14 protein-coding genes and 1 pseudogene are annotated in these 18488 nt (G+C 69.4%); 4 read left to right on the top strand and 11 right to left on the bottom strand.

The window, feature by feature from the left end:
• On the top strand, positions 1-1455 hold the full coding sequence (locus QF030_RS39200; RefSeq protein ID WP_307167326.1) for a serine hydrolase domain-containing protein: 1455 nt from the start codon (positions 1-3) through the stop codon (positions 1453-1455).
• Between the two features lie 65 nt (positions 1456-1520).
• On the opposite strand, the gene QF030_RS39195 is transcribed toward QF030_RS39200, so the two are convergent.
• The 11 genes and pseudogenes from QF030_RS39195 to QF030_RS39140 form a co-directional block, all read right to left on the bottom strand.
• The gene (locus QF030_RS39195) at positions 1521-1919 is read right to left on the bottom strand and encodes a hypothetical protein (protein WP_307167325.1); all 399 of its coding nucleotides are present in this window, start codon (positions 1917-1919) and stop codon (positions 1521-1523) included.
• Between the two features lie 281 nt (positions 1920-2200).
• Positions 2201-2960 (bottom strand): annotated as a pseudogene (locus tag QF030_RS40725) (SDR family NAD(P)-dependent oxidoreductase).
• Positions 2961-3098: 138 nt separating this feature from the next.
• Positions 3099-4880 (bottom strand): 1-deoxy-D-xylulose-5-phosphate synthase, encoded by a 1782-nt coding sequence (locus QF030_RS39180; RefSeq protein ID WP_307167324.1) that lies wholly within the window; start codon positions 4878-4880, stop codon positions 3099-3101.
• A 76-nt stretch (positions 4881-4956) separates the two neighbouring features.
• Positions 4957-5937: a polyprenyl synthetase family protein gene (locus QF030_RS39175; protein WP_307167323.1), complete on the bottom strand. Its 981-nt coding sequence runs from the start codon at positions 5935-5937 to the stop codon at positions 4957-4959.
• 206 nt (positions 5938-6143) lie between these two features.
• On the bottom strand, positions 6144-7850 hold the full coding sequence (locus tag QF030_RS39170) for a B12-binding domain-containing radical SAM protein (protein WP_307167322.1): 1707 nt from the start codon (positions 7848-7850) through the stop codon (positions 6144-6146).
• Between the two features lie 13 nt (positions 7851-7863).
• Complete coding sequence (locus tag QF030_RS39165; protein WP_307167321.1) at positions 7864-9654, bottom strand: non-ribosomal peptide synthetase; 1791 nt, start codon at positions 9652-9654, stop codon at positions 7864-7866.
• Complete coding sequence (locus QF030_RS39160) at positions 9651-10784, bottom strand: acyl-CoA dehydrogenase family protein (RefSeq protein WP_307167320.1); 1134 nt, start codon at positions 10782-10784, stop codon at positions 9651-9653. The genes QF030_RS39165 and QF030_RS39160 overlap by 4 nt, the downstream gene beginning before the upstream one ends.
• Positions 10774-11805, bottom strand: a complete 1032-nt coding sequence (locus QF030_RS39155) for a ketoacyl-ACP synthase III family protein (RefSeq protein ID WP_307167319.1) — start codon at positions 11803-11805, stop codon at positions 10774-10776. Before QF030_RS39155 ends, QF030_RS39160 begins: the two co-directional genes overlap by 11 nt.
• A gap of 50 nt (positions 11806-11855) precedes the next feature.
• Entirely contained in the window at positions 11856-12131 is a 276-nt protein-coding gene (locus tag QF030_RS39150; protein ID WP_307167318.1) for a phosphopantetheine-binding protein, read from the bottom strand.
• Positions 12132-12457: 326 nt separating this feature from the next.
• Entirely contained in the window at positions 12458-13663 is a 1206-nt protein-coding gene (locus tag QF030_RS39145) for a cytochrome P450 (RefSeq protein WP_307167317.1), read from the bottom strand.
• Positions 13664-13892: 229 nt separating this feature from the next.
• Entirely contained in the window at positions 13893-14708 is an 816-nt protein-coding gene (locus QF030_RS39140; protein ID WP_307167316.1) for a class I SAM-dependent methyltransferase, read from the bottom strand.
• A gap of 627 nt (positions 14709-15335) precedes the next feature.
• Here QF030_RS39140 and QF030_RS39135 point away from each other — a divergent pair.
• The 3 genes from QF030_RS39135 to QF030_RS39125 are packed head-to-tail and all read left to right on the top strand — an operon-like array spanning position 15336 to position 18475.
• On the top strand, positions 15336-16529 hold the full coding sequence (locus tag QF030_RS39135) for a cytochrome P450 (RefSeq protein WP_307167315.1): 1194 nt from the start codon (positions 15336-15338) through the stop codon (positions 16527-16529).
• Between the two features lie 37 nt (positions 16530-16566).
• Positions 16567-17457 (top strand): fumarylacetoacetate hydrolase family protein, encoded by an 891-nt coding sequence (locus QF030_RS39130; RefSeq protein ID WP_307167314.1) that lies wholly within the window; start codon positions 16567-16569, stop codon positions 17455-17457.
• A gap of 1 nt (position 17458) precedes the next feature.
• Positions 17459-18475, top strand: coding sequence for a UbiA family prenyltransferase (locus QF030_RS39125; RefSeq protein WP_307167313.1), 1017 nt, complete (start codon positions 17459-17461; stop codon positions 18473-18475).
• The last annotated feature ends 13 nt before the right edge of the window (positions 18476-18488 follow it).

Here is an 18488-nt window from a genome sequence, read left to right as displayed (position 1 = left end):
ATGAGCCTGACGCGGGATGCGCTGCGAACAGGCCTCGACCGGGTCGTACCCCCGGTGCTGGAAGTGACCAGCACCCCCGGCGCCCTCATCACCGTCGGCATCGCGGGGAAGACCCCGCTGACCATGCCGTTCGGCCTGGCCGATGTCGAGACCGGCGTTCCGGTGAACGAGTCGCACACCATGCGGGTCGGCAGCCTCGGGAAACTCCTGGTGGCCACCGCGATAGCGGGTCTGGCCGACTCAGGTGAGCTCGACCTGGACGCGCCCATCGACCGGCATCTGTCCTTCCCGGTCGTCAATCCGAAGGGCGGCACGATCACGCTGGCCAAAGCGCTGTCCATGCTCAGCGGCGCCGCTACGGACGGATACGACTGGGTCGAGCGGCCCGAGCCGGCGATGAAGTACATCGAGCGCGGACTGAAGCGCGGAGTCGTCCACGAGTACGGCACGGGCGCGCCCCGCTTCGTGAGCTCGGCGGACACGAGCGAATGGCGATCGTCCTCGTTCATGTACCAGGTGGCCGCGTTGACGGCCGAGGCAGTGACCGGGATGCCGCTGGGCGAGTATGTGAAGGCCGAGATCCTCGACCCGCTCGGCATGCGCGACACCGCCTGGCTCGACAGCCCGAACTGGGACGACGTGCGTGGCCGCTGCACCACGGGTCACATGGTGTTCGGGAACCGCGCCGTCCCGCTGCCGTGGCACGAGTGCGGAACCTACCACTCGGTCGGGGCGGTCATGTCCGCCGCCGACTACACCACGCTGATGCTGGCGCTGACCGGCCGTGAGGGCCTGTTCGGTGGCGACGTCGCCCAGGAGATACTGCGACCCCGGACGACCGCACGGGACGGAAGCCAGGTCGGATTCGGTGTCCACCTCGCGGGAGACCCGGAGGCGGCCGACCACTGCGTACGCTCCGTGGGCCACTACGCGTTCGGCTGGTGGGCCGTTTCGCTCGCCTATCCCAACGTCCCCGAGCCCTTCTGTGTCACCGTGTGCACGAATCTGGCGGACCAGCGGGACGTCTTCAATCCACCCGACCAGTATTCCTTCGGCATCCTCGCCCGGGAGATCGCGGACTGGGTCCTCGGCGGGAGGGTCGACGCGCGCAGCCTGTCCACCCGCACCGAGTGGAGCTCGTACACGATGGGCCTCGTCGCCGCCGACAGGTTCGCCGGCCTCATGGGGGCGGAGCTGGACAAGGGCCAGATTGCTCGGATGGCCAAGGGGTCGCGACCGGTCGGACAGTTCTCCACCACGGCGTTCGACGAGGGCCTCTTCGTCGAGGGGTACCTGGACATGCAGGCCGCCGTGCGCGAACAACGCATCGACGAGTATCTGGACACGGACTGCCCGGTCGGCGGCCTGTTCCGGAAGCTCGCGCGCAGGGAATGGGGAAGCAAGGGCTTCGAAGATCCCTCGCCGGTGCGATTCTGGTCGGACCGGCGATCGTAGGCCGCCCGTCCCACGGCGTGGTGTGTGGCCGAACAGCGGCCACACACCGACCGATCCCGCTCACCTCACGGGCGGTAGTAGTACCTGTAGGCGAGAACCTTCCCGTTGGCGTCGGTCAGGTTGATCCGGACATGGTCGGCTCCGCCGGGGACGTTCGCGGCAAGGGAGATGTTCTGGTCCGTGTAGTTGTTGCAGTGGGTGCTGGTGCTTCGTTCGTCCAGTGGAGTGATGCCTGCCCACGCGATGCCGTACGCACGCTTGCAGCCGTAGGCGTTGAGATCTCCGTCGAGGCTGACCGACCGGTTGTACCAGGTGATCTGGCCGGCGTACCAACTGTCGTCCGATTGGACCGAGAAATATGTGGTCGGGTAGGTGGTCGCGGCGGTGGCGGCCGGCGCTCCTGCGAGAACCGGCACGGCTGCCGCCGCGACGGCGGCGATGATCGCGCTGACTTTCCTTGGCAAGGCTGCTCCCCCGGTTGCCTGGGTATCGTCCAGCCACACGGTAGTCGTCCGTCGGCGCGGCGGCGACGCCCTGCGCGGTCGGTTGACGGCAGATCGTGCGGACCGGCTCCACGTCACCTGGGCGAGCACGAGTTGCGGCCCTGCCGGTCAGCTCGCGGTGTGGAGCGTCTGAACCGGGCGTCCACGACCTGTGCGGTTCAGGGTTTCCGGGGCCGCCGCCACCCCGTGCAGCTGGTGCGGGCGTTGAGTCCGCCGAGCAGACGGCGGGTGATGACCGGGCTTCAGACGGCCGCTCGACCGCCGTCGACAGGAAGTATCGCCCCGTGGACGAAACTGGACCGCTCCGAGGCGAGGAAGACGATCGCCTCGGCGATCTCCTGCGCTGTGCCCGGTCGCCCCGCGGGCCCGGCCAGCGCCGCCCGGTCGAGGGCGGCGCCCCTGGGGGCGGTTCCCTCCGTGCGTGTCGGACCGGGACTGACCGCGTTGACCCGGACCGCCGTGCGGACCGTACTCGGCGGCCCACGCCTTCGTCAGCAGCACCAGCGCCGCCTTGCTGGCCCCGTAGAGGCCCAAGCCGGCGGCGCCGTAGCCGGCCGCCGCCGTGGTGACGTTGACGATCGCGCCGTGACCGCGCCGGGCCATCGCCGGCGCCAGTTCCGCGACGAGGAAGTACGGAGCCCTGACGTTGAGGGCGAACACCGCGTCGAAGTCCGCCTCCGTCATCTGCTCGGTCGGACCGAACGGAAAGACTCCGGCGTTGTTGACCAGCACGTCTATCCGGCCGAAGCGTGTCACCGCGGCGCGCGCCAGGCTCCTGGCGGAGGACTCTCCTCGCAGCTCGGCGGCGATGAAGTCCGCCGTTCCCCCGGCCTCGGCGATGGCGTCGACGACCTGCTGCCCACGCTGTTCGTCCCGCCCGGCCACCACGACGTCCGCACCTCGCTCAGCGAGCGCCATCGCGGTCGCCGAGCCGATTCCGCTGGTTCCTCCGGTCACCAGCGCCGACACGCCGGCCAGTGCAGACATCGGTCGTCCCTTCATGAGGTCATGAGGCGGTGGGCAGCGCGGTGGCGGGACAGGTGCGGTGCGTCCGTCGGACATCCCGCGTCCCAGAGGTCCAGCGGCGACCCCGGCGGGCAGATGTCAGCACTCCCCCGGGCTGCACGGCCTCGGCGTCCTTCATCCGCCTCCCCCTGCGCCGGTTGTCGCCTTCGTCCAGGCGAGAACCTGTTCCGCGATCCGCGGTGCCGACAGCCCACAGGCGTGCAGCAACTCGTCGCGGCCGCCGGGTTCGAGGAAGCGTGTCGGCAGGCTGAGGTTCGCTACACGGGTCGTGGCACCGGCCGCGGCGACGGACCGGCCCAGCCGCTCGCCGAATCCGCCTGTACCGATGTTGTCCTCGACGGTCACGGTCAGCGGATGCGTGCGGGCGAGCTCCACCAAGGCGTCGGGGACGGGCACCACCCAGCGCGGATCCACCACCGTCGCTTCCACGCCCTGGACGGCCAGCAGCCCGGCCGCCTCCACACAGGCCGCGGCCATGGGGCCGGCCGCGGCCAGCAGCACGTCCGGTGCCTTCGGCGAGCGCAGGACGTCCAGGCCACGAAGCTGCCCGACGGGTTCGATGCCCGGTCGTGCCTGCCCCTTGGGAAACCTCAGCACCGTCGGGCCGTCGTCCCGGTCGAGCGCGTCGCGGAGCAGAAGACGCAGCTGCGCCGTGTCGCGGGGCGCGGCCACGCGCAGCCCGGGCACGAGCGACAGCCAGGACAGGTCCCACATCCCGTGGTGGCTCGGTCCGTCGGGTCCGGTCACTCCGGCCCGGTCCAGCACGAAGACGACCGGCAGGCGGTGCAGGGCCACGTCCATCAGCACCTGGTCGAACGCCCGGGCCAGGAAGGTCGAGTAGATCGCCACCACCGGCCGCAGCCCGGCGATGGCGAGACCGGCGGCGGAGGCCACCGCGTGCTGTTCGCTGATGCCGACGTCGTAGACCCGATCGGGGAATTTCGCGGCGAACTTGTGCAGGCCGACGGGGACGGTCATCGCGGCGGTGACCCCGACCACCTCCGGGCGTTCGGCCGCCACGGCGAGCATCTCGTCGGCGAAGATCTCCGTCCATGAAGGCGTGCCCGGCCTCTCGGCGGCACCGGTCACCGCGTCGAAGCGACCCACCGCGTGCCAGCGGTCCTCGGCGTCCTGCGCGGCGGGAGCGTAGCCGTGCCCCTTCTTGGTCAGGCAGTGCACGACCACGGGACGGTTCATCCTCACCGCGGTCCACAGCGCCTCTTCCACCGCGGCGCAGTCGTGGCCGTCCACCGCTCCCAGGTAGGCGATCCCCAGGCTCTCGAAGAAGTCGGAGCGGTCCGCGGATCGTGTGCCGATCGCGTCCAGATGTCTCGCGAGCGCCCCTGCCGTCGGCCGGTAGGACCGCCCGTTGTCGTTCAGGACGATCACCATGGGCCGCTCCGGGGCGGCCCCGATGTTGTTGAGCGCCTCCCAGGCGAGCCCGCCGGTGAGTCCCCCGTCGCCGACCACGGCGGCCAACTTGCGATCGTGGTCACCGCGCAGCGCGAACGCCTTGGCCATCCCGTCCGCGTACGACAGCACGGTGGAGGCGTGGGAGTTCTCGATGACATCGTGGTCGGACTCCGCGCGCGACGGATATCCCGACAGCCCCCCGGCGGAGCGCAGACTGCCGAACCGCCGCGCCCGCCCGGTCAGCAGCTTGTGCACGTACGCCTGATGGCCGACGTCGAACAGCAGCACGTCACGTGGGGACTCGAAGACCCGGTGGAGCGCGACGGTCAGTTCGACCATGCCCAGGTTCGGGCCGAGGTGACCGCCCGACTCCGCCACGGCCTGGACGAGGAACTCGCGTATCTCGGCGCACAGTTCGCCGTCCCGGGCCCGATCGAGTCCTCTGAGGTCCGCGGGTGAGGTGATGTCCTGTAGCAATGTCATGAGCGCGTTTCGCCTTCCCTGCCCTCGTTCTCCGGCTCCTCCATGCGTTCCGCCCGGCGTCGGACGATCCCGCTCATCAGTGGTTCCGGTTGGACACGTAGGTGGTGAGCGACAGCAGGGCGGCCACGCGGTCCACCGGCAGCCCCGGTACGGAGCTCAGTTCCTCGCGGGCCAGCATCTCGAACCGCTCGATCTCCCGCACCGCGCTCGTGCGGCCGCCGGCCCGGGTGACCAGGTCGGTCGCGTGCCGCGCCTCGGCGTCACCCACCGGTCCCTCGTCGGCGTAGAAGCGGGCGAGTTCGGCGGCCTCCGGCGTACCGGAGGCCAGGGCGGCCGTCACGGGGAAGCTGCCCTTCCTGCTGCGAAGGTCGGAGCCGACGGGCTTGCCGGTGCGCCGGGGGTCCCCCCAGATGCCCAGGATGTCGTCGGCTATCTGGAACGCCAGGCCCAGCCGGAGACCGAACCGGTTGAACCGCCGCGTCGCCTCCTCGGAGGCGCCGGCCAGCAGGGCCCCGAGCTCGCAGGCGCAGGCGAGCAGCGCCCCCGTCTTGTCCGCGGCGACCGCGAGCGCCTCGTCCGGGCTGGTCTGGGGCCGGCCCTCCAGCGAGAGGTCGGCCATCTGTCCGGCGGCGAGCCGGGTGACGGCCTCCGCCAGCAGCCGCGTCGCGCGCGGGTCGGCGGCCGAGGACCCGTCCAGCATCAACGGGGCCTGGGCCAGCAGCAGATCGCCCGCCAGGATGGCGGCGGGCACTCCGTACTCGTGCCAGACGGCCGGGCGGCCGCGGCGTTCGGTGTCACCGTCCATGACGTCGTCATGGATGAGGGAGAAGTTGTGGATCATCTCCACGGCGGCCCCTGCGGCCGCGACGCGGGAGATCGCCTCGGCGTCGTCCGTGAAGCACTCACCGGTCAGGACGGTGAGCGTGGCGCGCACCATCTTGCCGCTGGTGGTCGCCGTCGGAAGATCGGCCTCCGGCCATCCGAAATGGTGGGCGATCATGGGCCGGAGCCGGTCGTCGAACCGGGTGACCGCCTGGTGGAGGATCGGGGTCACCATGCGGTTCACCCGCTCGATCTCCGGTGGGATCGCCCTCGAGGCGGCGTCCGTAAGCCTGGAGTCGGGTAGATCTTGGGTTACTGCCGTCTCGGCATGCACAGCTCACCTCGGAAGTCTCATGCTCAGGATCGGAGGTACTTTCCGTCGGGGCACGCAGGTCACCGGCGGTCAGGTCGTCCAGTCGCGGGGTGGCACCGGGAAGGTGGTCACGCCGGGTTGCTCACCGCCCAGGTGCTCGGGCCCGATATCTCGCTGATCATCTCGGCGGGCACGGTGACATCGTCGAACCAGCGCCCTCCGAAGGGACGCGGCATGGGCAGGATCTGATCGCTGGAATAGGCGAGGATCTTGCGGTTGTACGCGCGCATCTCGTCCCGCAGGGAGGCGGGGAGCTTCCCGTCCAGAGTGAGTGCGCGTTCCATTTCCCCGAGCAGACGCCGGGTCTGGCCGATGGTCTCCAGTACGGCCTCGCAGAACTCGCCGCGCAGGACGCCGTACTCGCCCTTGATGCTGACGAGCCGTGCGATCGCCTCGTAGGAGACGTCCTGCAGGTCGCGTCGGCTGAGCCACCGCGTCTCGTAGTTGAGGCGGCGGTACCAGATCGGTTCGATCATGGCCTGCCGGTGTTCCTCCAGCGTGCGGTGGAAGATCCGGTATCCGTGCTGATCGGGCTCCTCGAAGAAGCGGCATCCGGGGTCGAGGAACGGCACCATCGGGCAGATGAGGGGAAGCGCGGGCCAGCCGCCGAACTTGCGTATCAAGCGCTCGGAGTAGGCGACCGTGTCCATGACCGACTGTCGGTCCTGGTACGGCATGCCGATGAAGAACCACACCATGACGCCCTTGATCCCGGCGTCCAGCGCGCGCGGGATCCACCGCTCCATCTCGTCCATGGTGAACGTGCCCCGGCCGGCCGCCTTGCTGATCCTGGGGTCGTGGGACTCGGGCGAGAGCAGGATGTAGGCGTCGGTGGATTCGCCCATCTTCTTCAACGTGTCGTCCGGCGTCAGGTTGAACTGCTCGAAGTAGACGCTCCGGTAACCGAACTCGTGCACGGCGTCGAGGTAGCTGTGCATGCGGGTCTTGTTCTCGGAGTAGCACTGCAGGGCGTAGATGGAGGTGTGCTTCGCCGCCTCTCCCATCGTCCTGAGCTCTTCGATGATGAGGTCGTTGTTCTTCTGCACCAGGGTCTTACGGACGTCCATGATGTTGCGGTAGGCGAAGCGGGAGCCCCCGCACCAGCCGCAGTCGTGGGCGCATCCGGTGTTCGGCAGCGTCATGATGAGCTTGCTCGAGAGCGGCGTCACCGGCGTTTTCTGGTAGTACGACCAACTGTTGGCGACGTCGTTGTAGTTGGTCGCGGGCTTGTGGTCGAATCCGGTGGACTCGACTTCGTCTCCGGACGTGTAGAGAAGGTTCGGGATCGTGCGGAAGTCCCGGTTTCCCCTCAGCACTTCCTCGGTGAGGCGGCGAACGGGTTCGAGGGTGTCGTAGCCCTGAACGACGACGTCCACCGCTTCGTACCTGGACAGTTCCTCCGCGTAGTAGGTCGCGGAGATGCCGCCGAAGACGGTCAGTGCCTCCGGATGCACCCGCTTGACGAGCTTCGCCAGCTCGACAGCGCCATAGCACTGCGTCATCCAGTGCAGATCGAACCCGAAGATCGGTGCCTCGAGCCGTCCGATCAGCGCTTCGACGTCGATTTCCGGATGCATCAGCATCAGTGACGCGACATTGACGATGTCGCATTGCACGTCGTTCTCCGCCAGATGCTGCTTGATCGAGAACCAGCCGATCGGATACATCTCGTAGACGGACGTGACGTTGACACTGTCGCTGTCGCTCAGATAGGCGAAGAGGAGATCGTCACGCTCACGGAAGTCGAAGACGCTCGGAGCATGCAGAAGGAACATATCGGACTTCAGCTTATGCATGGGCGGAGAGCCGCCTCTCATGCACCATCGCGCTGAGATTGTCTATGTTCTTGAACGTTTCCGGAGTGACGTCGCGCCAGGCCACCTTGACCTCGAACTGCTCGTGTATGTGCGCGATCAATGTCGCGGTGTTCAGCGAGTTGAGGACGCCCAGTTCGAGCAGTGGCGTGTCGCCGGCAAGTTCTCCCTGAGGGTCGCCGGAGAGGAAACTCTCCCGGATGAACGCGAGCAGTTTCGTTGCGATCTCTTCGCGTTCCTGCGTAGCTGTCACTGATACCCCTCCTGAATGGTGTTCGGCGACCAGGGCCGCGAGGTCGAGCTTCCCTCGGTCGTTTCGGGGCAACTTCTCGACGAAGCGAACGTCGTCGGGAATCATCTGCGGGGGAAGCCGCTGCGCCAGATGGCGCCTGAGCGCGATGTTCCCGAGGGTGCCGGCCGGGGTCCGGGTCACGAACGCGGCCAGACACCGGTCCAGCCCGTCCCCCACGGCGGTGACCGCGGCTTCGGCCACCTCCGGATGCGAGTGCAGTGCCGCGGACACCTCGCTCAGTTCGATGCGGTGGCCACGGACCTTGACCTGTCCGTCGGCGCGCCCCAGGTAGTCGAAGGAACCGTCGGGCCGGACCCTGACCCGGTCTCCGGTGGCGTAGGGACCGTCCTGCGCCGGCTGCCCCCAGTACCCGAGGAAGACGGTCGGGCCGCTGACCATGAGCTCGCCCTCCTCGCCGGGGCCGGCCGTCCGGCCGTCGGGCCTGCCCGCCCAGACGCGGTCACCGCTGCAGGCAGCGCCGATCGGGACCGGAACGTCGCGGTCGAGGTCCTCGGGCCGGACTTCGTGGTACGTGCACACGTTCGTCTCGGTCGGACCGTAGAGGTTGAGCAGCCGGGCGTCGGTCCATTCGGCGAGTTCCCGGACATGGCGGACGGGGAACGGCTCGCCCGCGAACAGCAGCGCACGCAGCGACTCGGGCGGCGGCTGATCGAGCAGGCCGCCGTCGCGCTGCATGAGGACGAGCACGGAAGGAACGGAGTACCAGACGGTGATGCGCTCTTGGTGCAGGAGTTCGACCAGGCGTTTCGGGGCGTACGCGAACTCGCTGGGCACGGGACAGACTGACGCGCCCACCGCGAACGCCGCGTAGATGTCCAGCACTGACAGGTCGAAGGAGAACGAGGCGTGGTTGGCGAACCGGTCCCCGGGGCCGGCCGACAGTTCCTCGACGGCCCATTCGACGAAGGCCAGGGCGTTGCCGTGGCTGATGGACACGCCCTTCGGCGTTCCCGTCGAACCCGACGTGAAGAGGATGTACGCAGGCTCGTCCCGGCCGACGAGGGCACTCGCCGCCTTGCGCGTACCGGCACCGCCCGGTGCCCCGGCGGCGCCTTCCTGGGGCGCGGTGTCGACGCATGCCAGGAGGGGGCGAAGTGCGCCGGGAACGCGCGAGAGCAGTTCGGCCGGGGCGCACAGCGCTCGCGCCGCGGACTCGCGGGCGATGGTCGCGACGCGCTCCACGGGGCTGAGGGGGTCGACCGGGACATAGGCGGCACCGAGCCGCAGGACCGCCTGCATGGCCGCGAGCGCGTCCGCCGACTTCGGACTCCACACGAGGACGCGGTCGCCGCGGCCCACGCCGTGGCCGGCCAGGACGCAGGCCAGGGCGTCGGCGCGGGCGTCGAGTTCCGCATAGGTCACCGGGCCGCAGGGGCCCGCCACAGCCAGGGCCTGCGGGGCACGCGCCGCGGCTTCGGCCAGCAACTGGTGGAGGTTGGCGGGCTTGTTCACAGGCCCATCCCCTTGGCGATGATCTCCCGCTGGATGTCCGTCGTTCCCGAGAAGATGTGCATCGGCACGACGTCCCTCAGCCGGTCGCCGACCCCTTCCCCGGCCAGATATCCCTTCGCGCCGAACACCTGGAGCGCGTCGACGCCGTTGGCGACCGCGCTCTCCGCGACGGCGACCTTGGCGAGGGCCGCCGCCGCACCGGCGTCCGCGCTGCCCTGGTCGAGCTGCCAGCACGCCCGGTACAACAGCAGGCGGCTGCTCTCCAGGCGCTGTTTCATCGTGGCCAGACGGTGGGAGACCGCCTGGAAGTCTCCGATGCGTCTGCCGAACTGGCGTCGTTCCCGGGCGTGCGTCACGCAGCGGTGCAGCTGGGCCTCCATCGTGCCCAGATAGATCGCGGGCAGGCAGGCCCGTTCCCAGGTCATGGAAGCCTGGAAGACGGCGCTGCCCTGACCTTCCGCACCCATCAGGTATCCGCGGGGAACCCTGCATTCGGTGAACTCCACCCGTGCGGCGGCGCACCCGTCCAGCCCCGCCTTGGCGAGGGGCGGGCCGATGCGGAGGCCGGGCGAGCCGGCGGGAACGGCGAAGGCCGACAGTCCCAGAAATCCGGCAGCGGGCGCGGTGACGGCGTAGGTCACGAGAACGTCCGCCAAGGGGCCGTTGCTGACGAACGACTTCACCCCGTTGATCACGTAGGAGTCGCCGTCGGGCAGCGCGGTCGTCGCGAGCCGGCCCACGTCCGACCCGGCCTCGTCCTCGGTCATCGCGTTGGCGGCGATCGTCCTGCCGGAGCTCAGGCCGTGCAGCAGGTCGGCCCGCACGGGCTCATGGGCGTGCTCCGCCAGGGCGGTGCCGCAGGCCAGCAGGTGTGCGGCGATGGCGAAGGCGAACCCTGTGTCGGCGCCGCCCGCGCAGAACGCCTCGAGGCCGAGAGCCGTGTCGAGCGCGCCGCACCCGCCGCCGCCGTGCTCCTCGGGCAGGCACAGGCCCGTGATCCCGCACTCCCCCGCGGCCTGCCAGATGTCCCTTCCGGCGGGCTCCCCCGGCTCCGGGCGGGGCAGACGGCCGGCGGCGTCGCGGATGTGCCGGACCCGTCGTCGTTGTTCCGCAGTGAGGTCAAAGTCCACTGGCCTGCGCCTCACGGTTCCGTGTCGGGTCGGTGCCGAGGATGCGGACGACTGCCGCCTTGTAGGTCACTCCCGGGGAGAAGCCGCACAGCAGCACGTGGTCCCCGGCTTCGAGCCGGTTCGTCGCCAGCAGGTGGTGAAGCGCGGCCAGGTGATCGCTCGCGCCGAGGTGCCCGACCGTCCTGCTGAAGTCCCACGTCGAGCGTTCCAGGGAGAAACCGAGGATCTTGAGATAGGAGGAGGCCGCCCGGCGCGGCATGCCGTGGATCAGGACGTGCCTGATGTCACCGGCCGTCACACCGGCCTCCTCCAGTGCCCGCTCGGTGCATTCGACGTTGTGCCTCTGATGACCCAGCAGCAGCCGCACCCACGATCCGTCCTCTTCGGCCTTCCGCTGGAAGGCGGCACTTCTGGCTCCGTAGTCCAGCGCGGTGGCGGTGGTGGCGTTGGGCGGGAACAACGGCTCCCCGCCTCGATGGGCCTCCTCCATCTCCGAGAACGTGGCCGAGCACAGGGAGCTCAGCTCCGCGAAACCCGGCGCGGTGCTCACCACCACGGCGCTGGCGCCGTCGCCCAGGTAGGCGACCCCTTCGCCGGGGTTCCACCTGTCGATCAGTGGCGTGCCGAAGTTGTCGCTCGCGGTGACCAGCGCTGCCGGGATCTCCGGGAAGGCCTTGAGGTACCCGGCTGCCAGTTCCAGCGCACTGAACGTTCCGTTGCAGCCGTTCCTGACCTCGACCGCGAGCAGGTCGTCGCCGAGCAGGTGCCGTTGCAGGTACGCCTGGGGACCCCAGCCGTCGGGGCCCTGATGCCAGACGCCCGCGTACAGGAGCAGCCCGATGTCCTCGGCGCTCACCCCGCTGCCCTTGAGTGCCTCCTGCGCGGCGGCCAGGGCCATCTCCGGCGCCGAGATCCGCCCCGCGACCGCGACCCCCGACAGGTCGTACTCCGCCGCCGTGGCGGCCGGTACGAGCCCCTGCTCCACTGCCGATTCGATGTTCCGCGCCGCAGGCAGGAACACACCGACTCCGGCGAGGTATGTACCCCGGGTACGCACTGGTTCCCCCCTGTTCAAGCGGCGTTGTCAGAATTCCTTCGCACCACGAGGTCCGAAAGCGAGCGCAGCGAGCTGGCGGCGCCCGGAGACGTCTCGGTCTCCCAGTCGATGTGGAACTCCGAGCCCACCTTGTCGAGCAGCAGAACAAGCGTGAGGGAGTCGACGCCCAGACTGAGGAACGATGCGTCGCTCTGAACCGGAACGTCGGCGGGCAGTTGATCCCAGACTTCTCTGAGGAGCGAGTCGAGACGAGCGAGAACGTATGCTGAGTCTGCATTCTCCGTGACCATATTCACAGAACCTCGGCCCGATGAGCGGATTGGTCAGAATTCCTCGGTGCAGCAGGGGAATCGACGCTTGAGGGGACTGAATTCTTCGCGTCATGCCGCGATCGAGTCGCCGGCTCCCGCGCCCTTGTCGTTCTGTGCGACGGAGGGTACGCAGCATCCTCGCACGCACATTCGTGAGGGAGTACCCCCACTTCTGGGGGACTGTCGGCCCCGATCGCCCCTCGGGCATTGCACGGCCGTTGTCAGGCCATGGCCACCCCGGTCGGAAATCACCTCGAGTCGATCGCCCCGTTCGGTCTTTTCGTCATCCCGATCGGATGCAGCCGTCAGGTCCATTGCAGCTGAAGCGGGAGCCGTTTGGCCCCGACGATTCCTCGCGCGTCGTGGTACTCGACGCCCTCTCCCACCGACATCTCGCTCCAGCGGCCGAGCATCTTCTCCAGGGCGATCCTTACCTCCAGACGGGCGAGTGGTGCTCCCAGGCAGAAGTGGATCCCGTGCCCGAGGCTCAGGTGGGGATTGGGTGCGCGACGGATGTCGAAGCTGTCCGGCGCGGGGAAGCGCCTCTCGTCCCGGTTGGCCGAGGCCAGCCACGCGAGAACGATCTGGCCCGCCGGTACCGTGAGTTCACCGACCCGGACGTCTCTCGTCGTCCTGCGCATGCTCGGAGCCAACGGTGTACGGAAACGCAGTACCTCTTCCATGGCGCCGGGCAGCCCGGCAGTGTCCGCGCGCAGTGCCGCGGCGACCTCGGGATACTCGTCCAGACACAGGACGACATTGGTCAGCAGCGCCGTGGTCGTGATGTGTCCGGCGAGCAGCAGGAGCCCCACGAACCCGATGATCTCGTCGTCGTCCAGCCGCTGACCGTCCACCTCCGCCGCCACGAGCTCGCTGACCAGGTCCTCCCTCGGTCTGGCCCGCCGACCGCGAATGTGCTCCAGGCAGTAGGCGTTCATCTCACGCATGACGATCGCCATGGACTTCGTGCGTTCCTCGTTCGGTATGAAACTCGTCTGGCTCTCCGGTGCGACCAGGGAGTCGGCCCACCGCCCGAACATCGGGCGGTCCTCGGCCGGGATGCCCAGGAGTTCGGCGATCACGGTCACCGGAAGGGGGGACGCCAGATCCGAGACCAGTTCGATCTCTTCCGCGCCGGCCTTCGCGTCCAGCAGTTCGTCGGTGATCGCCTCGATGCGGGGCGCGAGCCGGGCGACCACACCCGGGGTGAAGGCCTTGCTCACCAAGGTGCGCAGCTTGCGGTGCTGGGGCGGGTCCTTCCGCAGAAGGTTGCCCTTGATGAAGCGGTCGACGTCTTCCTGCGCCGGCATGAACGAACTGAAGTCGGAGGAGAAGGTGCCCGGGTCGGCAAGGATCCGCTCCACGTCGCTGTGACGGAAGACGTGCCATACACCGGCTTCCCCGTCATGGCTGACGGGTTCGCTCTCCCGCATCCGCCGGAACCAGGCGAGCATCGTCCCGGCATCGGCGGACTGGTCGGCCAGCCTGGTCCCTCGCTCGGTAGCCGTCATCTCGGTCATCCCTTTCCGATCGGTGGTCGGCGGTGGCCGGTCTCGGTCATGGAGGCGACGGACACCAGGGGCACCGTCCTCGGGGGATGCCGTCGAACGCACCGCCGTAGGTGGACGACAGCCGACGCCACGCGTCGCTCGGTACGTCCCACCGCGGCGGTCGGCTCCTGACGGTCTCCGCCCGCTCGCCGTCGTTGCCGCCGTTGTTCTTCCTCCGCGGGGCACGCGCTCAAGTGGACGTTCGCACCGCGCTCATCGCGACCGTGGTGTAGCCCATGGTGAAGCTGCCCCCCATCGCGTCGATGGCGGCACCGATGCCCTCTTGTACCTGCGTCACCTGGGTCGAAGGGTGCTGGCCGAGGTCACCGTGGGTGGGCATCTGATCCAGCCACTCGTCCCGGGTGTAGGACTTCTCCCAGCTGAATCGCCACTCCGTCGGAGTGCCGAAAGCACCGGCCTTGCGCACTCCGTCGGCCGCGTTGCCGCTCAACATCGCGTAGCCGTCCAGGGCGTTGGTCGTCCACTGGCGTGCGACGAGAGAATCGGGCAACACCCTCCGGTAGATCTCGCCGAAGGACCGCAGCACCTCGGGCGGCGGAATCTCCGCGTTCCAGAAGACCACCAGCTCTCCACCGGACCGCAGCGCCTCCGCGGCCTTCACGGCGCCGGCGACCGCGTCCAGCCAGTGCCAGGTCTGCCCGGAGACGACGGCGTCGAAGGACCGGCCGTTCGGGTCCCAGGCCTCGAACGCCGACACCTCGACCGCGAGCCCGCGCCGCCGCGCGAACTCGGCCATCCGCGTGTCCGGTTCCACTCCGAGCACCGTGCAGCCGGCCGCCTGAAACTGCCGGGCGGCGATGCCGGTGCCGCAGCCGACGTCGACGACATCGAGCCCGGTGCCGGCCCCGACGATTCGGTCGACCAGAGCTTCCGGGTAGCGGGGCCTGGTCCGGTCGTAGCGTTCCGGGTCCGCGCCGAACCCCTCCGCCACCCGGCGATGTCGGGGAAGTTCGTCCTCGGAGAATGACACTCGTGTGTCGGGCATGGCCTCTACCACCTGTCTTGATGAGCCGACTCACACGCGGATCACTTTCGGCGGGGAGTGGTGAGCCAGGGCCAATACCCGCCTGGCGCAAGCAATTACGGCCTCACGCAGCTCATGGCCACACGTCGCCGGTACGGCAGGACGCCACAATCGAGTGGCCACGATGTCGGACGGCACGAGCGACGACAACTGCGAAAAGTCGGGATGGCCACGGCGTGAATCCGCATGCTATTACTCCACCCGTGCATCGTGATCTTCATAAGCGCGCTGTGCGCGCTACGGCTCGTCGCCGGCGGTGACTGGTCCGTGGTCGTGCCCGGTGACCGCGTAGCAGGCGACCAGCGTGCGCAGAAGTGCGGGGTCCGTCGGCTCCAGCGGGCCACCAACGAGGCGAGGGCCCAGGTCATGGGCCCCCGCGCCGGTGGGCCCTCCCCCACTAATCGGGGATTGTCGTCGCAGGAAGCGGCTGCCAGGGTGATTCCACATTGCGAGGTCGCGTGAGCCGCCCTCGCGAAGCCATGAGGGCTCTCCTCTTCTTCACCCACTTCCTTTCCCGCGAACCGCACGGTACCGGGCACGCGGCGAAGCACGCCCTGCGCGCTGACCACCCAGATCGGATTCCCGACAATGGACCGTGTTCTTGATTTTCCGAGTTCCGCGGACTCCGCGGGCGAACTGCATCCGCGACTGGTCGAACTGCGCAGCCAGGATTCGCTCCCCCGGGTGCTCCTGGCAGACGGGCAGGAGGCCTGGCTGGTGACCCGGCACGAGGACGTCCGGACGGTGCTGAACGGCCGGAGCTTCACCCGGGACGTCATGGGTGTACGCGCCCGGCGGTCCGGCCAGGAGCCGGGCAGCGCACGGTCGGTGAACATGGACGGCCGCCCCCACACCGAACTGCGCGCCCTGGTGTCCAGGGCGTTCGCCGTCCGGCGGATCGAGGCCATGACGCCACGCATCCAGTCATGGACCGACGACCTGCTCGACGCCATGGAGGCGGAGGGGCCACCGGCAGATCTCGTCGCCCACCTGGCCGTTCCGCTGCCCGCCCTCGCCATCTGCGAGCTGCTCGGCTTCCCCGTCGAAGACCGCGACACGCTGAGCGGATGGTGCGACCGCATCACCGCGATCGGCGACGGCGCTCCCGATCAGAAGGCATGGCTGGAACTGACGTCGTACATCGAGCGCCAGGTGCCGGTCAAGCGTGCGGCGCGGGGCGACGGGCTCGCGCCAGACGCGGACATCCTGACCAGGCTGGTCCACGCTCACGACAGCGACAACGCGCTCTCCCTGGAGGAACTGCTGTCGCTCACCGTCGTCGTGCTCGCGGGCGGTCTGGAGACGACCCAGACCGCGATCAGCGCCGGGATGCTCCGGCTGTTCCGCAACCCGGAGCAGCTGGACAAGTTGCGCGCCGATCCTGACCTCGTCGTCCCCGCGGTCGAGGAGCTGCTGCGCTACCAGCCCGTCATCGATGTCAACCGGGTGCAGATCGCGACCGAGGCGGTGCGGCTGGGAGGCCAGCAGATCCGCGAGGGGGATCTGGTCCAGGTCTCGATCAACGCGGCCAACCGCGACGAGACGGTCTTCCCCGACAGCGAACGCTGCGACATCACACGCGGGCCGAACCCCCATCTCGCGTTCGGCTACGGCGCCCACCACTGTCTGGGAGCGGCCCTGGCACGGCTCGAGCTCCATACGGCGTTCTCGACCCTCCTCCGGCGGTTCCCGAACCTGCGGCCCGCCGTGCCACCGGAGAGCCTGAGCTGGCGGGGCGGGCACGTCACGCTCCGCCTCGAAGAGCTGCCGGTCGCCTGGTAGGACCCACCGTCCGCACTGGTGAACGGGGAGCACACAGGTGTTGATTTGCAGATTCGCCGACCACGGCCGGCGCGGATACGGGCGTGTCGAGCACGACGACGACGGTGATCTCGTCGTGCCCGTACGGTACGACGGCCCCTCCCGGGGCTGGGTCGACGACGTCGGCGGAGCGCGCCCGATGGGCGAGGTCACGCTGCTGCCGCCCGCCGAGCCGAGCAAGATTGCGTGTGTCGCGCTCAACTACGCGTCGCACGGGACTGCGACCGTGGGCGCCGGGCGCCGCCCTGCGGACCCCGCCTCCTGCGCCGTCGTGCTGAAGCCACCGTCGACGGTGGTCGGCCACGGAGCCGCGGTCTGCCATCCGGGGGCCGACTGGGAGCTGCGACACGAGGCCGAGCTGGCCGTGGTGATCGGGACGGCCTGCAAGAGCGTCCCACCGGAGCGCGCAGCGGAGGTCGTGGCCGGATACACCTGCGCCAACGACCTCACCGCGTACGCCCGCAGGGCCCCGGAGGAGCAGAACGGGCACCCGCCCGTCTGGGCGAAGCACTTCGACAGCTTCACCCCGCTGGGACCGTGGCTGGCCACCGATGTGGACCCGGCGGACCTGCGGATCACCTGCCGCGTGAATGACGAGACCCGGCAGGACGGCAGCACAGGCGGCCTCATCACACCGGTGGGCGAGGTCGTCGCGGTGGTGAGCCGGCACATGTCGCTGGTCCCCGGCGACGTGATCCTCACCGGGACCCCCACAGGCTCGGGTCCCCTGGCGGTGGGCGATCGGGTCGAGGTGTCGATAGCGGGAATCGGCACCCTGCGCAACACCGTCGGCGCGACGTCCGACCGGCCGTGGGCGCCCGACCGGACCGGCAACGGCGGCGCGGGGCTCAGCGGCTTCACGAACCGTCCGTCCGGAAGGAGTGTCTGAGGTGAGCGGGCGCCGATCCGCCACGACGCTCATGGCCCATGTGCGCACGTGGCGCCCCTACACCCTTTGGTACGTCGGCCTGGTCGGCCTGGCCGGACATGCCATCGCCACCGACGGGCACGCCGCCCCCGAACTGGCGGCGGCATGGGCCGTGCCCACCCTGGTCTGGGTCGCGGCGCACTACCTCGGCGACTACCTCGACCGCGAGCTCGACGCGATCAGCAAACCTCAGCGGCCCATCCCGTCGGGGCTGATCCGCCCCCGCACGGCAGTCTGGTGCGGCACGGTGCTGGCCATGGCCGCCGTCGTCACGGCGGCCGTCGTCAACTACCGCACCCTCGTCGTGACCGCCGCCGGTATCGGCGGGGCGATGGCCTACAACGGCTTCTTCAAGGCCAAGGGGCTGCTGGGCAATCTCGTCCGCGGATCGTTGACCGGCGGGGCGCTCGTCTTCGGGGCGATGACTGCCTCGGCCCACCCGCCGGTGGAGATCCTCCTGTTCGTGCCGGTGTTCTGGGCGCACGACGCCGCGTCCAATCTCGTCGGCACGCTGCGCGACGTCTCCGGCGACCGAGCGGGCGGATACGCCACCTTCCCGGTCCGACACGGGCTGCGGACGGCCGTCCGGACGGCGGCGGGACTTTACGCGCTGGCCGTCTCCGTGGCCGCTGCGGGGCTTCTCACCATGCCGGGCGACCGGGAGGGCGGCCTCGTGACGCTCCTGATCGCGGCCGGCCTCGGGGGCGGCGCCTTCGGCATGCTGTACGCGTCCGGACCCGAGCCCGCGGCACACCTCGCCCTGCGTTCGCACGAGGTCCTGGTCGTCGAACGAATGGTGCTCGCCGCCGCGTTCCTGGTGCCGAGCCTCGGAGGCCTCGTCACGCTCGGGATCCTCGCCCCGATGCTCGCCGCCACGCTCGGCACCCAACAGGCCATGCGCTCCCGGTACGAATTCCCGCACGGCGTCGCCGCGCCCCCCGGCGAGGACACGGCGACCGCACCGGCTCGCTTTCCCTAAGGAGGACGGTTCG

Origin of the sequence: Streptomyces rishiriensis (assembly GCF_030815485.1) — a bacterium.
Lineage (GTDB): Bacteria > Actinomycetota > Actinomycetes > Streptomycetales > Streptomycetaceae > Streptomyces > Streptomyces rishiriensis_A.
The sequence above is the reverse complement of the archived record's forward strand: the minus strand, read 5'-3'. Positions and strand labels throughout refer to the sequence as shown.

What these genes read in the sequence shown, in the direction of transcription:
- QF030_RS39200 (WP_307167326.1), top strand. Translation starts at nt 1, where the DNA reads ATGAGCCTGACGCGGGATGCGCTGCGAACAGGCCTCGACCGGGTCGTA.
- QF030_RS39180 (WP_307167324.1), bottom strand. Translation starts at nt 4,880, where the DNA reads ATGACATTGCTACAGGACATCACCTCACCCGCGGACCTCAGAGGACTC.
- QF030_RS39175 (WP_307167323.1), bottom strand. Translation starts at nt 5,937, where the DNA reads ATGGTGACCCCGATCCTCCACCAGGCGGTCACCCGGTTCGACGACCGG.
- QF030_RS39170 (WP_307167322.1), bottom strand. Translation starts at nt 7,850, where the DNA reads ATGTTCCTTCTGCATGCTCCGAGCGTCTTCGACTTCCGTGAGCGTGAC.
- QF030_RS39150 (WP_307167318.1), bottom strand. Translation starts at nt 12,131, where the DNA reads ATGGTCACGGAGAATGCAGACTCAGCATACGTTCTCGCTCGTCTCGAC.
- QF030_RS39145 (WP_307167317.1), bottom strand. Translation starts at nt 13,663, where the DNA reads ATGACGGCTACCGAGCGAGGGACCAGGCTGGCCGACCAGTCCGCCGAT.
- QF030_RS39140 (WP_307167316.1), bottom strand. Translation starts at nt 14,708, where the DNA reads ATGCCCGACACACGAGTGTCATTCTCCGAGGACGAACTTCCCCGACAT.
- QF030_RS39135 (WP_307167315.1), top strand. Translation starts at nt 15,336, where the DNA reads ATGGACCGTGTTCTTGATTTTCCGAGTTCCGCGGACTCCGCGGGCGAA.